The sequence below is a fragment of the Bacteroides caecigallinarum genome, from assembly GCF_021530995.1.
GTDB lineage: Bacteria > Bacteroidota > Bacteroidia > Bacteroidales > Bacteroidaceae > Phocaeicola > Phocaeicola faecigallinarum.
On sequence record NZ_JADYTF010000020.1, the window covers coordinates 23,517 to 38,168 of the forward strand.

Annotated in this window: 12 protein-coding genes and 1 pseudogene; 11 read left to right on the top strand and 2 right to left on the bottom strand. The window is 53.3% G+C overall.

Features of this window, described 5'->3' with window-relative positions:
* Nucleotides 1-2: 2 nt before the first annotated feature.
* The 4 genes from I6E24_RS04760 (at nt 3) to I6E24_RS04775 (ending at nt 4,079) form a co-directional block, all read left to right on the top strand.
* A complete protein-coding gene (locus I6E24_RS04760; RefSeq protein ID WP_235326685.1) occupies nt 3-629 on the top strand; it encodes a hypothetical protein in 627 nt (208 codons plus the stop codon).
* Between the two features lie 799 nt (nt 630-1,428).
* Entirely contained in the window at nt 1,429-3,138 is a 1,710-nt protein-coding gene (locus I6E24_RS04765) for a ParB/RepB/Spo0J family partition protein (RefSeq protein WP_235326660.1), read from the top strand.
* 382 nt (nt 3,139-3,520) lie between these two features.
* Complete coding sequence (locus I6E24_RS04770; protein ID WP_235326662.1) at nt 3,521-3,796, top strand: hypothetical protein; 276 nt, start codon at nt 3,521-3,523, stop codon at nt 3,794-3,796.
* 10 nt (nt 3,797-3,806) lie between these two features.
* Nucleotides 3,807-4,079, top strand: a complete 273-nt coding sequence (locus tag I6E24_RS04775; RefSeq protein WP_235326664.1) for an SH3 domain-containing protein — start codon at nt 3,807-3,809, stop codon at nt 4,077-4,079.
* Between the two features lie 269 nt (nt 4,080-4,348).
* Here I6E24_RS04775 and I6E24_RS04780 read toward each other — a convergent pair whose 3' ends face one another.
* Nucleotides 4,349-4,498, bottom strand: a complete 150-nt coding sequence (locus tag I6E24_RS04780; RefSeq protein ID WP_235326665.1) for a hypothetical protein — start codon at nt 4,496-4,498, stop codon at nt 4,349-4,351.
* A gap of 293 nt (nt 4,499-4,791) precedes the next feature.
* Between I6E24_RS04780 and I6E24_RS04785 the strand changes: the two genes are divergently transcribed.
* From I6E24_RS04785 to I6E24_RS04815, 7 genes are all read left to right on the top strand, one after another.
* Nucleotides 4,792-5,910 (top strand): DUF3575 domain-containing protein, encoded by a 1,119-nt coding sequence (locus I6E24_RS04785; protein WP_235326667.1) that lies wholly within the window; start codon nt 4,792-4,794, stop codon nt 5,908-5,910.
* A gap of 17 nt (nt 5,911-5,927) precedes the next feature.
* Nucleotides 5,928-6,776, top strand: a complete 849-nt coding sequence (locus I6E24_RS04790; protein ID WP_235326687.1) for a FimB/Mfa2 family fimbrial subunit — start codon at nt 5,928-5,930, stop codon at nt 6,774-6,776.
* A 62-nt stretch (nt 6,777-6,838) separates the two neighbouring features.
* Entirely contained in the window at nt 6,839-7,756 is a 918-nt protein-coding gene (locus I6E24_RS04795; RefSeq protein ID WP_235326669.1) for a fimbrillin family protein, read from the top strand.
* Nucleotides 7,757-7,783: 27 nt separating this feature from the next.
* Nucleotides 7,784-9,379 carry a fimbrillin family protein gene (locus I6E24_RS04800; protein ID WP_235326671.1) on the top strand — a complete coding sequence of 532 codons (1,596 nt, stop codon included), beginning with the start codon at nt 7,784-7,786 and terminating at the stop codon, nt 9,377-9,379.
* A 12-nt stretch (nt 9,380-9,391) separates the two neighbouring features.
* Nucleotides 9,392-11,272 carry a fimbrillin family protein gene (locus I6E24_RS04805; RefSeq protein WP_235326673.1) on the top strand — a complete coding sequence of 627 codons (1,881 nt, stop codon included), beginning with the start codon at nt 9,392-9,394 and terminating at the stop codon, nt 11,270-11,272.
* 79 nt (nt 11,273-11,351) lie between these two features.
* Nucleotides 11,352-12,965, top strand: a complete 1,614-nt coding sequence (locus I6E24_RS04810; protein WP_235326675.1) for a fimbrillin family protein — start codon at nt 11,352-11,354, stop codon at nt 12,963-12,965.
* Between the two features lie 163 nt (nt 12,966-13,128).
* Nucleotides 13,129-13,662, top strand: coding sequence for a LytR/AlgR family response regulator transcription factor (locus I6E24_RS04815; RefSeq protein ID WP_235326677.1), 534 nt, complete (start codon nt 13,129-13,131; stop codon nt 13,660-13,662).
* Nucleotides 13,663-13,701: 39 nt separating this feature from the next.
* Here the strand turns inward: I6E24_RS04815 and I6E24_RS04820 are convergent.
* A pseudogene (locus tag I6E24_RS04820) lies at nt 13,702-14,526 on the bottom strand (TraM recognition domain-containing protein); the annotation flags it as partial.
* Between the last annotated feature and the right edge of the window lie 126 nt (nt 14,527-14,652).

Sequence of the window (14,652 nt, forward strand, 5' to 3'; positions counted from 1 at the left end):
ATATGGAATCGACCAACATTCATCCGGCGGAAGCATATCTTCGTAGCACAGCCAATCCGCCATCGCTGTATGTGAAGATATACGGCAAACGCAGACGGCTGTTCATCAACCGGGGCGAAAACGTCATCGGTATTGTCGCACCGGGAAAACGCAAGTCTGGCTATTACTTTTCAGACTGGCAGTCCATAGAGAAAATCTATTATCCGACAGTCGAAGCGGATACGGACAAGGAGCGAAAACTCGTTTTGAAGTACAAACGGCTTGCAGCCCTTGCCTTTCATACCAACAGCTGGCTTCGCAGGATTGCCGCAGCCGACCCGGAGAAGTCCCTCTTTGAAAACCATCTCACGACAGGGACAAGGATTGACGGGATGTGCATCCGCCTGACAACGATAGAGAAATATTGCGGCAGTACGGAAATGGCTCTGTTCAGAAAGGCAATGAAGGACGGAAGAAGTTTCTCGACCTGTCGCTTTGATTTTTGCGGCTATGACGGCTCACTCTGGTGCGAGCCGGACAAAGACGAGGGTATGAAAGCCGGCTTCAGCAAGGAATACCGGGGTTGTCTGAACGGCTACTATTACCTGATGATAAACGATGAGTTCATGATTGGGTATGATGTGGACTGAAGCGCATCGAGTCCGGGAAGGAGCCGTGTCGGACGGCATTGTCTGATACGGCTCCCGTTTTCCGGTCTGCCGACGGCAGAAACCTTTATAGCCTTTCATTCCCTTTTCTAATTCGGCCTTTCCCATTCCTGAAATAAGGAAAGATGTCTGTGCCGCAGTCCGCCCTGCATTACAGGTACGGAAGGCTGCGCCGGAGCAACGGCAGCCTGTCTCATGCCGCTTCATGCCGGAGCTTCAACGACAGTTGAAACAACACGGTATTCCGCTTGACAAGGCATCCTGCTGATCGTTGCTCTGGCGCATTGCGCCTTTCATCCGTATCTTTCCATTACGGGCCGATTGCGTCATGGGCAAACGGTGACACATTCCGCTTTGCGCCGTCCGTCGTGCCTCCAGCTCTCGCAAGGCGGAAAGAGTCCCCTTTGTGTTTGCCCGGCAGACCGTTGTTTGTCCCGCCCGGCCGTTGTCACTTTTATAGATTCCATCCACACCGTTTCTATTCCGGCAACGCCGTCATCCCTTTCTACCGTCTCGGAGCCTTTCTTTTCTCGCCGTCCATGCCGCCACCGCCGCAGGTTTTGTCGGTGCGAATGTAGGCTGCCGTGCCTGTTCCCTCCGTTTTGAAGTGCATTTCCGGCAAATTCTTCCTTGCGAGCAAGAGTAATTCGCCGGAAAAAACATCGGGAATGGCTTCTCCGGCGGCCTTCCCTGCACCGTAAAACCCGAAGCGGCTCCGGCAGTAAGGAGCCGAACAGAGGGAAAAGAAAAAATAATTATTAACAAATTAAATTATTGAATTATGGAAATGACAAACATTCAGTCAGCAGCGAGAAACATCGTATCGGTGGCATTGGCGGACATCCAGCCGAGTGGTTACAACCCACGCAAGACCTTTGACGAGACAAGCCTTGCCGAACTTGCCGAGAGCATACGGCAGCAGGGCGTGTTGCAACCTATCGGAGTGCGCCCCATAGAGGAAAACCGCTATGAGGTCATCTTCGGCGAGCGCAGATACCGTGCATCGCTCATGGCAGGGTTGGAAACCATTCCGGCAGTCATGCACGAAGTGACGGACGAGGTGGCGGAGGAAATGGCGGTCACGGAGAACCTTCAGCGAAAGGATGTGACGCCCATAGAGGAAGCCAACGCCTATCAGAAACTGATAGAGAGCGGTCGGCACGATGTTCATTCGTTGGCAGTCCAGTTCGGAAAGTCGGAGGACTATATCCGCACAAGGCTCAAATTTACAACCTTGATACCCGAAATCGCAGCCCTCTTGGAAGCGGACGAGATAACCATCAGTGTGGCGAGCGAAATCTGCCGTTACGGGGAGGACATACAGAAAGAGGTGTACGAAAGGCATCTGAAAGACAACGGCTACAACAGTTGGCGTGGCATGAAAGCCGAAGATGTGGCAAGGCGCATCGAGCAGGACTTCACGACCGACCTCAATCGCTATTCCTTTGACAAGACCCTGTGCCTGTCCTGTCCGCACAATACCAACAACATGATGCTGTTCTGCGAGGGAGCTTGCGGTAAGTGCGCCAATCGGAAATGCCTTGAGGACATGAACGCATCCTACCTTGTGGAAAAAGCCTTGCAAATGTTGGCCGAACATCCGACCGCCTCACTCGGCCGTCATCCCTATGCCTGCAACGAGACAGCCGTCAGCCGTCTTGCGGAACTCGGATATGAAGTGGAAACCTTGCCATACCGCTATGGGGAATATCCCGAACTGCCCGAAATCCCCACTGCGGAGGATTACGAGACTACAGAAGAATACGAGGAAGCACAAAAGGACTATGAGCAGGAGCAGGAGGATTACAAGGCGGAATGTGAGGACATCCTGCGCAGAAGCGAAGAGGGGGAAATATCGCTCTATGTCATTGTCGGGCGCAGCGACCTTTCTCTCGGCTATGTGGAGACCGCAGCGATGAATGCCGCAGAGGGCGCAACCACGGCGGACAAGGAGCAGATGACACCGCTTGAGAAGTTGGAGAAGCAGGACAGGCGGAACAAGGAAATTGCCCTTGAAAAGACCGTAGAGGACACCAAGAAGCGGATTTTGGAGGTGGACACCACCGAAACCAAGTTCGGTGCGGACGAGGACAAGATGATTTATTACTTCCTGCTTACATCGCTTCGCAAGGAGCATTATGCAGCCGTAGGCATTGATAGTGAAAATGTGTACTGTCTTTTCGACAAGGACAAAATGAATATCATTGAAAATCTGAACGGCAAGGCGAAAGCCATTATCCGCAGGGATTTTCTGATAGCCAATTTCAAAGACGCATTCGGTAGTAATACCGTAGCCACCCTCTTGCTCGGTTTTGCACAGAAGCACATGCCCGAAACCCTTGCTGAAATCCGTAAGGGCTATGATGAAGTGTACGAGAAACGCCACCAGCGTATCGAGGAAAAGAAAGCGGTTCTCATGGTGCAGGACAAGGCGAAGCAGGAAGAAACGCAACCCGAAGAAAGCCGTCAAGCCGAAGATGTAGCGGCCTGACCTTCCATAATTCAGTTCAGAAGCAGGGCGGAGCAATCCGTCCTGCATACTGTCGTGTGCCGGCCATCCCTTTTTTAGCACTCTATCCTTTTCTAACCTCCCGTCAACCTTTTATACCGGTCTGAATTGTCTCTTGTCCCAGTCCTCCATGCCGCCACCGCCGCAGGTCTTGTCGGTGCGAATGTAGGCTGCCGTGCCTGTTCCCTCCGTTTTGAAGTACATTTCCGGCAAATTCTTCCTTGCGGGCAAGAGTAATTCGCCGGAAAAAACATCGGGAATGGCTCCTCCGGCGGCCTTCACTGCACCGTAAAACCCGAAGCGGCTCCGGCAGTAAGGAGCCGAACAGAGGGAAAAGAAAAACAATTCATTAAATTTCAAGATTATGGACAACATCAAGGAATCGAAAGAGTACAGGCTCGCAAAAGACTGGGAAATGGCGGTAAACGACTATGGTTTCAATCCGAAACGCTTTGCTGCAGCTATCCCTGACATGCACCCCACGCTTCAGCAGAGCCTTTACCGGCTTATCAGGGAGTGCATCAAGGTCATGGCAGACGACAGCCGCCGTTACGATGACCGCAACAGGGCTTCGCACGAGGAAGCCAAGTGCATCATGGAATATCTCAATGAACACGGACGTAACATACCGTTAAGATAAGGAGGGCAATATGAGAACAAATGATTTGGAATTTGAAGGCAGGACATACACCTGCCGTGTCGTGGAGTCGGCGGACGGTGAAGATTTGCTGATTGGCTCCACCGAACTGCTCGATGCTCTGCAGCCGGGCAGCTTCGAGGATGCGAATGAAGGTTTCGCCAACAAAGAAGCGGAAGCACTTTATGACGAGGTGTTCTACTTCACGGAGCCGGAGAATCTTCTCCTGCCTGACGAGGAACTGATTGAAGTCTTGAAGGAAAGCAATCCGGACTGGTTTGAATAGCCGGACAAGCGCCTGTGTATGGACACCGCCTGCATATCCGTGTGGGCGGTGCCGTCTTTTACGGTCGGACAGGCGTCGACGGGATTTCCCTTTTATAGCATAGCAACACAAACAGATACGGCCGGAACGGTCGGACAACGTCCTTTTCCCGCTTCGGACAGTGTTCCCAAATAAAAAATTGTACTTCCGGCGAAAATAAATGCCTGTTTTGCCGTTGTAGCACAAAAAAATTCCATACCTTTGTAGCCGGTTAATTATATCACAATGAATTATGACGATAGAATACGAAGGACACGGCAGGCATCCCTTGTTTCATCTGCCTGCGCAGCCACTCCTGAAAGAATGGCGATGCGTCCTTTGTGTGCTTCTATCTGTCGTATAGCCGGACAGGATGCCGGAACTTCTGGAATAGCGGACAATCTTCCTGTGTTAAATTTTACTAATGGTAGTGAAATTTTGCAACGGGGGGGTACGCGCAGGAATTTACTCCAAATTATTTAATTTCCAAGAGGTTATCGGAAGAAATCTTTCTTCCTGCGACCATTCATTACTCAAGAATCACACAAGACATACCGTATCTCCGCCATGCGGCAACGCGCTGGCGGAGACTTTCATATATCCCCGGAACCGTGCCACGCACGTCAATGCTGTGCCCGCAGGTTTCCGGGGCTTTTTGTATCCAACAGCAAACCGATAAACCAGATATGAGAATATGAGCAAGACTTTGAGAACCATAGCGACCGCCATCTGTGCTTTATTCCTGCTGCCGCTGTCGGCACAGGAGAAGGCTGATACGGTCTACACTTTCCGCTTCGTCTCTGACCGGGACATGTTCTATGTCCCGTACGGAGGCAACGATGCGGAACTGGAAAGGCTGATGCGGTGCGTGGAGCAGTATAGGACTGACATCCTCTCCGGGGAGACTCCGCTCTATGTGGACGGCTACAGCACGGCAGGACAGAACGAGGCGGAAAATATCGCCATGTCGAGAGTGCGCTCCAACCGCGTGAAGTCGGAGCTGATTGTACGGCAGAAACTGACCGAGGAGTGCTTCATTACGAAGAACCATTCCGGCAGCGGCGACTATGTGACCGTGCGAATCGTCATCCCTGCGGAGAAGGACGAGGAAGCGAGGCTTGCCACCGAACGTGCCGAGCAGGAGAGAATCGCAGCGGAACGGGCGGAGCGGCAGCGGATAGCCGCTGAACAAGCAGAAGCGGAACGCATCGCACGTGAGAGAGAACAGGCCCGTCTTGCCGCAGAGCAGGCCAGGGCCGACAGCCTTGCGGCGGAGCAAGCGAAAGCAGAGGCGGAACGCCAGTCTGCCGGGAAAGCCGAAGATGCAGACAGCTACACCCTCTCCCTCCGAGCCAACTTTCTGCGCTGGGCGACCCTCACTCCCGATCTCGGCATCGAGTGGCGCATCAGCTCGTCAGTAGGTATCATGGTTAACGGCAGCTGGACGTCTTGGACATGGCAGGACAACGCCCGCCGCTATGCCCTCTGGGAGGTAATGCCGGAGGTGCGCTGGTATCTCGGCGAGAAAAAAGCCTGGTATGTAGGTGCGATGTTCAAGGCAGGCGAGTTCAACTACAAGCTGTCCACCACGGGCAAGCAAGGCGACCTGATGGGCGGTGGCATCACCGGCGGCTACCAGCTGCCTCTGACCGAAACCCTCTCGATGGACTTCTCCCTCGGTCTTGGCTACCTGAACGCCGATACGGAGAAATACGATGTGATATACGGTGTACGGGTGCGCAGCGGCAATGAGACGAAACACTGGGTCGGCCCGATCAACGCCGGAGTGACACTGGTATGGAAGATATTTTAAGAAAGGAGGACGAGACGATGAAAACGAACAGCATATACAAGACATCACTTTTAACGGCAGCCCTGCTGCTGGCCGCTACCTCCTGCGTGAAGGACGAGCTGCACAATACGCCCCATCCGGACACCGGTAAGATCACCGTCACCGCCGACTGGACCGACCGGGGCGAGGGCGTGGACATCCCTGCGGAGTGGACAGTGACGATGGGTGACTACACCGGCACGGAGACCGGAGAGACCCATGCACCGGATTACCTCTTCAATCCCGGCGATTACACCCTTGCGGCTTACAATACCCCTGAGAACATCACGATAAGCGGCACCACCGCCACAATCACCGGCACCCCCGGCTGGCTCTTCACTTCCGTACATGAAGTGACCATCGAGGCCGACACTGACTATGACCTGACCGCCACGATGCACCAGCAGGTGCGCCAGCTGACCCTCGTCATCGAGCCGACGGGCGATGCGGCGGACAGGATAGAGAGCATTGAGGGCTCATTGTCGGGAGCGGCAGGCACGCTGGACTTCGCCACCGGAATCTACGGAGCGGCATCCGATGTCGCCCTGCACTTCACCAGGATAACCGAGGGTGACGATGCCGGCAAATGGACCGCCACCGTGCGGCTTCTGGGCATCGCAGGCAACCTCCAAAGGCTGACCGCCACGCTGACATACTCAAACGGCAACCCGCAGCCTACGGAACTTGAGAGCGACCTCACGGCAGCCCTTGTGGATTTCAACGCCGACAAGACAGATCCGCTCACCCTCGGCGGCACCATAGCCGAGACCCCGACTGAAGCCGGAGTGGAAGCCGGCATCACCGACTGGGAGAAGATTGACGGCGGCGGAGTGGATGCCGAGATGTAAGACGTACCGGACAGATAACTGAAAAGATATACGGAAAAGAAAAATAATTAATTTAAGATACGATGAATACCAAGTTTTTTGTACTCGCAGTGCTTGCCCTCAGCCTGGCAGCCTGCACCAACGACAACGAAGTAATGGACAACAGCCCCGTGGCGGCCCGCATCAACGCCGAAATCTCCAACACGGTAACCACTCGCGCCAGCGGCACGCAGTGGGCCACATACGACCAGATAGGTGTCTCCACCATAGCAGGCACGGGTACTTATTACAACAACGTGTGCTACGAATGGAACGGCAGCAGCTTTACCACACCGTCGGAGAACGCCATCTACTTCCAGACTCCCGAGAGTGTGACCTTCCGTGCCTACTATCCGTTCACGGGCACACCCGGCGAATCTGCGGGAGTATTGACTGGAGTCAGCACGGGAAGTGAGAACCAGACGGCTGAAAACCTGCCCCTCATCGACTTCCTCTATGCCACCGGAGCCACTGCCGATACGCACCATCCTACGATAGACTTCACCGACAACACCAAGGACAACGGAAGGGACTGTTCCTTCCACCACTGCATGAGCCAGATCACCCTCACCTTCGAGGCAGGTAGCGGAGTAAGTTTCACCGCTGTCAAGCCTGTAAACTATACGCTCTCCGGACTGACGCTGACGGGCAGCTTTGACACCGAAACCGGTGTAGCCAAGGCGGATGAGAACGCGCAGGCAGCCGACCTCACCATGGGACTGGGCGGCGCACTCACCTCGTCGGTCATCCTCTTTCCGCAGACCATAACAAGCATTGACCTGACTGTGAATTTCAACGACAATGACTACAACGCCACGCTCACCGTACCCGACGGCGCATTGAAAGCCGGCAACAATTACACCTGGACCGTCACCGTCCGCAACAAGGACCTGAGCGTCGGCAAGGCCGAGATTAGCGACTGGAATCCGGTAAGCGGTGGCAATGTGAATGCAGACCTGTAAACAAGAACATACAAAATCTGAGGAATCATGAGTTTCAGACATCTATCATATATTCTCTCCGGTGCGGCAGTGCTGCTTCTTGCGGCGACCGCCTGCACGCAGGACGAACTGGCGGACGACACCCGTCTGCCTGAGGGTGAATACCCGTTGATTATCAACGCCACCGGACTCTCTGTAGAAGCAACTCCTGCTTCCACCCGCGCCACCGTGGACGGCGACTGGGCCGGAGTCACGTCCGTGGCCCTCAGCCTGGAAGACGAGACGAAGGAGTACAACGTGACGGCATCCGATGCCGACGGCTACAAGAAGGCCACCCTGAGCAACAACCTCTCCCCGTTCTGGTGGACGAGCCGCAACGATATCACCGTCAGTGCCTGGTGGCCATACGACCCGACCAACATCTCGCAGATGCCCGCCGTCGTGGTGAAAGCTGAACAAAGCACGCAAGCCGGCTTCCAAAGCAGCGACTACATCTCTGCCGAGAACCAGACGGTACACTTTGACGACCCGACTTTGACCTTCAGTCACCGCACGGCTCGTATAACGGTTAATCTTAGAGAGGGAGCCGGTATCAACGACCTGACAGGAGCGGAAGTCTATGTGACCGGTCTCTCCACTGACGGCGGCAATCCGGCCACCATCAGCACCTATGCATCGGGCAACTACACCTACGAGGCACTGGCCGCCCCGCAGACTGTTGCGGCAGGCGAACCATTCATACAGGTGGACTTGAACGGCGGCACTTTCTACTTCCGCCCGCAGAACAGCGTGGAGCTGAAGCCTGGCAGCCGCTACACCTACACCGTCAATGTCACTGCCAAGGGACTGGAGCTGGTCGGCTGCACCATCGGCGGCTGGGCTTACGGCGGCGGCGAGACAGGCAATGCAGAGGATTTGGGGTACTCCTACAATGCGGATACCCATACCTACTCCGTCTATACACCCGACGGTCTGACGGAATGGGCAAAAGCCGCACAAAGCGACCCATCGCTGAACTGTACCCTTACCGCCGACATCGACCTCACAGGCAAGGAATGGACTCCGATAGGTCGTCCCAGAGGCTACACCGGCACTTTCGACGGGCAAGGGCATACCATTACGGGATTGAATATCTCACCTTCAGAGGATGCAGCAGCATTATTCCATCAGATCAACGGTGATGGAACGGTCATGAATCTACAGCTGAAAGATGTAACTTACAACGGCGTTACGGCAATGGGCGGAATAGCCCATGGCAACTATGGCACCATCACCGCCTGCTCCGTAACGGGGACACTGACGAATACGACTAATAATGGTCATGTCGGGGGTATCGCAGCGACCAATCTGGGCACCATCACCGCCTGCTGGTTCAGCGGCACGATAACCGGAGGAAGCAGTATAGGCGGCATAGCAGGGAGCAATACGAATGCCGGTTCTTATAATGGAAAAATCACAGCCTGCTACTGGAGCGGTGAGGAAATTAGCAATGGCGTAGGCTATGATGTGACCGGCAACAGCGAAACCACGAAAGTGGAGGGCAACTGGACGGATGCCATAGACGGCATGAACGCCGCCCTCACTGACAACGCCTACCAATGGACATCCGGCACCGACGGTCTGCCTGTGTTGAAGAAGAAGTAAAAACAGGACGATATGAAACGATATACCATACATACATTCTCGGCACTCGCCCTGCTCCTTGCGGCCACCGCCTGCACGAGGGACGATGCGAGAACGCTGCCCGACGGCACGCAGCCGCTGACGCTGACCGCCGCCATAGAGGGCAGTGCAGGGACCCGCGCCACCGTGGACAACCGGTGGAACGGCAATGAGACAATAGCCCTGCAAGTAACCGACGGAGACGGTACAGATTGGTACGACTATATGGTGGACGACAAAGGCAACATGTCCGGCGACTACTACTGGACAAATCCAGGTTCCGTCACCGTGCTGGGCCTTTACCCGAATATCATGGCGGAAAGCAACGACTGGACTTGGAGCGTGGAGGAAGACCAAAGCAGCGATGCAGACTATCAGTCAGGCGACCTGCTCTGCAGTGAATTCAAGGCCGTGAATTTCGGCCAAACACCCAACCTTACCTTCTACCACCAGACCGCCAAGGTGGTGGTGAATATCAAGCAGGAAGGCCTGCCCGAAAGCATCAGTGCCACAACGGAGAACATCAGCCTGACCATCGGCGAGGGTGGCATCCTCGCGATGGACGGCTCGTTCACCATCCCGACAGCGGCGGACAATGACGGCCGTTGGCTCGGCACCTGGAGGACTGGTAGCACCAAAGGCAGCATTAAGCCCCACCTTGCCACGGCCAAGCCGGAAGGCTGCTTCGCTACTTACGAAGCCCTCGTCATCCCGCAGGACGTGACGGCAGGCACAAGGTTACTTACCTTTACCGCAGAGAAGGGCGGCACATCTTACGGTCCGTTCTACTACACCCTTCAGAACAATGCCGAGTGGAAGGCGGGGTATGTCTATACCTACGACATCACCGTCTTCCACTACGGGCTTGAGGTGCAGGTGTCGGAAAGTATCAATTGGAATGACGGCGGCACGGGCAGCGGCAATATCACCCTGAAAGATTACACTATTTCTGACGATGGAACTTACACTGTCTATACCGCCGAAGGACTGAACGAATGGGCGAAAGCGGCAAACGAAAATTTGAGTACCAATTGTATCCTGATGGCAGACATTGACCTTTCGGGCGTGGATTGGGAACCGATAGGCAATGGAAACTATTATAATAGATATAACGGCATATTGGACGGCAATGGCCATACCATTCGCAACCTGCGGCAGGATGGTTCCTATGAGTATGGCGGATTCATTGGCCACATTGGAACGGACGGCCGCGTGCAGAACCTCACACTGAGTGATGTGAACATTAACAATACCTATTCAGGTAGATATCCCTCCGAAATGGGTGCAGTAACAGGCTATAATGAAGGAACGATCTCTAACTGCGAAATTTCAGGTTCTGTATCTCAAACCTCTGAATATGGGAATTTAGGAAGTTTAGTAGGTAACAATACTGGGAATATTGAGTATTGCCGTTCATCGGCAACGATTCATGGCGATGAGAACAATTATGTAGGTGGATTAGTAGGCCAGCATGGCTCATATGTCACATCTTCATTCGTTAGAGGTTGTTCATTTTCAGGCAATATCATTGGTGGATATTCTGTTGGTGGTATAACCGGATGGTGCCCATATTTTTATACTGTCATCGCTTGTTATTCCACAGGCACTTTATCGAATGAATACAATAAAGGCGGCATTGTCGGTTTTCTGCAACATGGCAGCGAAACAACAGCTTGCTATTGGGAAGGTTTCGATGGTGCAAGTTTCGGCTATTGTAATTCAGGTGAAGGTTCCGGAGCCTACCAAATAGACGGCACCACCCACACCTGGCAGACCGCCACACAAGCCATGAACGAAGCCCTCGGAACGGATGCCGAATACCATTGGCACACCGATGACCCGAACACCCCGCCGACCCTCGTGCCAAACAATTAAACTGAAACGCAATGATTCGCAAGATACTGACATACTACGCCGAGCGTCTGAAATAGAATAATATAAAAAAGAGAATGATATGATCAGGAAAGCAATAATGCCCATAATCCCTGCAGCAGCCCTCCTGCTGCTTGCCGCCTGTACGCAGGATGAACCGGGTGGACAAGGCAACGAACTGCCTTACGGCGAATATCCCTTGCAGATAGGCGGTGTTACCCTCGATGTGGAAAGCAGTGCGGAACCGTGGAGCGCAGAGGGACCGCAGACCCGTGTTGCGGAGGATAATACCGATGGCAAGAGCAGTGTATGGCAATGGGACGGCTCGGAAATGATAGGCGTGCGGCTGGGCAATGAAACCGCTACCTATACGCTGAACGCCGACAAAAACTTGATAACATACAGACAGCTCTACTGGACAAGCACCGCCCCAGCAACTGTCACCGCCTGGTACCCAACGGATGAGACGGTTAACCTCAGCGACCAGTCAAATGGTCTTGTCTATGTGCTGAAAGCCACAGCGGAGAACGCCACCTACAACAATGAAATTACCCTCGGCTTCAAGCACCAGCTTGCCAAAGTGCGTGTGGTACTCAACGGCACGCAGGCCGGTCTGGCGCAGAGTGTGGAAGTCTACGGTTACACCACCTGCACGAACAATGAAGGCGCTCCCGTCACCGACAACGCACAGCAAGACTGGCTCAAGATGAAGAACACCACCTACGCCGATGGCACCGAGTGCTGGGAGGCCAATGTTGTGTCTGGCAATATAACCCTTGATAACTTTGTCCGGATAAACGGCCAAACTGCTACGATAAATGACGGTTTCCCCACCACACTGGAAGCCGCCAAGATGTACACCATCGACCTCACCGTGGGCAAGGCAATAACGGAAATCACTGCGGAGAACTGCAGTAACATCAAAGGCGACGGCCACTACCGCCTGAGCGGCGGCTTTGGGAATACTATCACCGTCATCGGCGGCAACCCGACTATCTATCTGGAAGGTGCCAGCATCAATGTTGGCGATGGACCAGCTATAAACATAACAGGCGGAACGCCTACCATCCATGTCACGGGTGAGAACACCATAAAAGCCAATGAATCATTATCCAATCGTTCATCAGGCATCTACGTGGCACAGGGCAGCAGTGTCACCATCGAGGGCAACGGCACGGACGATGTCCTGCGAGTGACAGGCGGAGCGGACGGTGCCGCCATCGGTGGATATAGCACAGGCTATAATCAACATACAAACTGCGGAGATATTACGATAAGCAATGTAACTGTTTATGCGGAAACTTATAGTAATTATTATAATTCCTATGCTCCCGGAATAGGAAGCACGGGCAACGCTTGCGGAACGATAACCATTACCAATGCCATTGTTCATGCCCGTAGCTTCGGAGATTCAGATTACAGTGCCCCTGCCATCGGCGCATACGAAAGTGTGCCGAAAATCGTCATCACCGGTTCGGAAATCCACGCCTATCGCGGTTCATACGGCACCAGCTATGCCGATTACATCGGGCAGGGAGGGAATTCATACGGCTATCACGGCGGAGACATTCAATGCGGCACCGGTTCCATCACCAACACTACGGTATATAAAGGGGCATATAATTGCAGATATGACACCTCGTCGAATGAAGGCAGCGTGTATTATGATGAAGAAGGCAACGAAATTCCCCAATAATGATTAGACAGAATTTCAGCGGCAATCTGCAAAAAAAACGCAGATTGCCGCTGTTGTTCCTCTGAGTCCGGTCGTTCACAAAACATTCCGGCTGTTTGTAAAACAAATTTTGCTGTAGCTTTCTCAAGTCTTTTGATTTGTAGATTAAAACTATGTTTGACTTATGAGAAAGAATCAACAGCTGGTAATCGTCCTCCCGGAAAGTTCGGAGGAGTTGCCGATACGGATTGTGAGAGGCTCACGGAGTATGGAACTGAGACTGTGTCTGTGCCCTCCCGATGGTGAAGAACGACACGTCAACGAGACTTGTCCGGAAAGGAAGTATGTCTTTATCTGGCGGCAGAACGACTATCTCAAAGCGGCAGTGGATGAAATCCAATGGATAGAGGCTGCCGGAAGTTATTCCCGCATCCACCTGACAGGAGGTCGCTTCCTCGTAATTTCTTTCAACCTCGCATCGGTCAGGCGCAAGCTGCCCGAAAGCGACTTCATCCGGATCCATCGTTCCCGCATCGTAAACCTCAGACATGTGGAGACATTGGTCGGGAACAGTCTGAAGATAGGCAATGAACTGTTGGCCATAGGCCGTGAATATAAGGATGTACTCTTCGAGAGGGTCATCTTCCTTGGTGTGGCAGGAAATGGTTTCCCTACAAGAAGGGTTTTGTATAGGTTGGCTGTGGACCATGCAGGATAGAAAGGATTGATAGATGTGAGGCATTGATAAAGTCAGGTACTACTTAGCCCCTCGCTTGTTCAGCACGTCCTTTATCATTTCCTTGACATCTTGCCCTACCTGAACGAAGTTCTTGTACAGGATGCGTTCCCTTTCCTCCCTTGACGGAAAGGTGTAGAACTTCGGTAGCGGCACATACCCGGCTTCCTCTTTCTTGATTTCCTTCATGTCAAAATCCGTCTTGCAGAAGAACTTCGTGGTCTTGAACTCCTCTGATTCTTGGATGTTCATTGATCCGCCTGCACCGGTCTTGGTCTTCACAAAGTCCCTGGCAGTCTGGCCGCATATCCATCCGGTTGACATGTCGGAGATTTTAGAGGCAGGCACAAGGCTGTCCATGTTCTCGTTCAGGTTGATGCTGGTCTTGTCCCGGTCGATGGTCACGCCTTTCTTTATCTGCACCACCTTGCCTAAGATGTCATTGCTCAGCCATTCCAATGTCTCTTTTGAACGGGCGGCACCGCTCACCACATTGCCCACGGTCGTGATGATTTTTTCCATGCCTACCTTGCCGTAGTCGGCTTCCAGCTGCGGCAGTTCCTGAAAGCCCAAGGTCACGCTCACCTTGTTGCTTCGAGCCGTACCTATCAGGCGGTCTATCTTGTGGAAATACAGGGTCGGCAACTCGTCAACGATGATACTCACCGGGATGTTCTTGCCCTGTCCGGTATTTACCCTTGTGACCAGCCTGTTCAGGATAAGGGCGTTCAGCGCACCGATGATGCTCTCCATCTCCGGGTCGTTGGCAATGAGCAGGTAGCTCGGATGATTCGGGTCGCTCACCTTCAAATCGAAATCATCGCCGTCCTTATGGAATATCCAATTATTACTGTCCGCTAAAAGTTCATACATCATTATAATGATAGGGCCGTCCTCCGATTTTGGAAGTCAGCCCTATTTTGGTTATCTTTGAGTCACCACACTAAAAGTTTAACCATGAGCAAAAGTACA

Bases quoted from the DNA above. Each gene is read 5' to 3' on its own strand.
- I6E24_RS04760 (WP_235326685.1), top strand. From the start codon at position 3: ATGGAATCGACCAACATTCATCCGGCGGAAGCATATCTTCGTAGCACA.
- I6E24_RS04765 (WP_235326660.1), top strand. From the start codon at position 1,429: ATGGAAATGACAAACATTCAGTCAGCAGCGAGAAACATCGTATCGGTG.
- I6E24_RS04770 (WP_235326662.1), top strand. From the start codon at position 3,521: ATGGACAACATCAAGGAATCGAAAGAGTACAGGCTCGCAAAAGACTGG.
- I6E24_RS04775 (WP_235326664.1), top strand. From the start codon at position 3,807: ATGAGAACAAATGATTTGGAATTTGAAGGCAGGACATACACCTGCCGT.
- I6E24_RS04785 (WP_235326667.1), top strand. From the start codon at position 4,792: ATGAGCAAGACTTTGAGAACCATAGCGACCGCCATCTGTGCTTTATTC.
- I6E24_RS04790 (WP_235326687.1), top strand. From the start codon at position 5,928: ATGAAAACGAACAGCATATACAAGACATCACTTTTAACGGCAGCCCTG.
- I6E24_RS04795 (WP_235326669.1), top strand. From the start codon at position 6,839: ATGAATACCAAGTTTTTTGTACTCGCAGTGCTTGCCCTCAGCCTGGCA.
- I6E24_RS04800 (WP_235326671.1), top strand. From the start codon at position 7,784: ATGAGTTTCAGACATCTATCATATATTCTCTCCGGTGCGGCAGTGCTG.
- I6E24_RS04805 (WP_235326673.1), top strand. From the start codon at position 9,392: ATGAAACGATATACCATACATACATTCTCGGCACTCGCCCTGCTCCTT.
- I6E24_RS04810 (WP_235326675.1), top strand. From the start codon at position 11,352: ATGATCAGGAAAGCAATAATGCCCATAATCCCTGCAGCAGCCCTCCTG.
- I6E24_RS04815 (WP_235326677.1), top strand. From the start codon at position 13,129: ATGAGAAAGAATCAACAGCTGGTAATCGTCCTCCCGGAAAGTTCGGAG.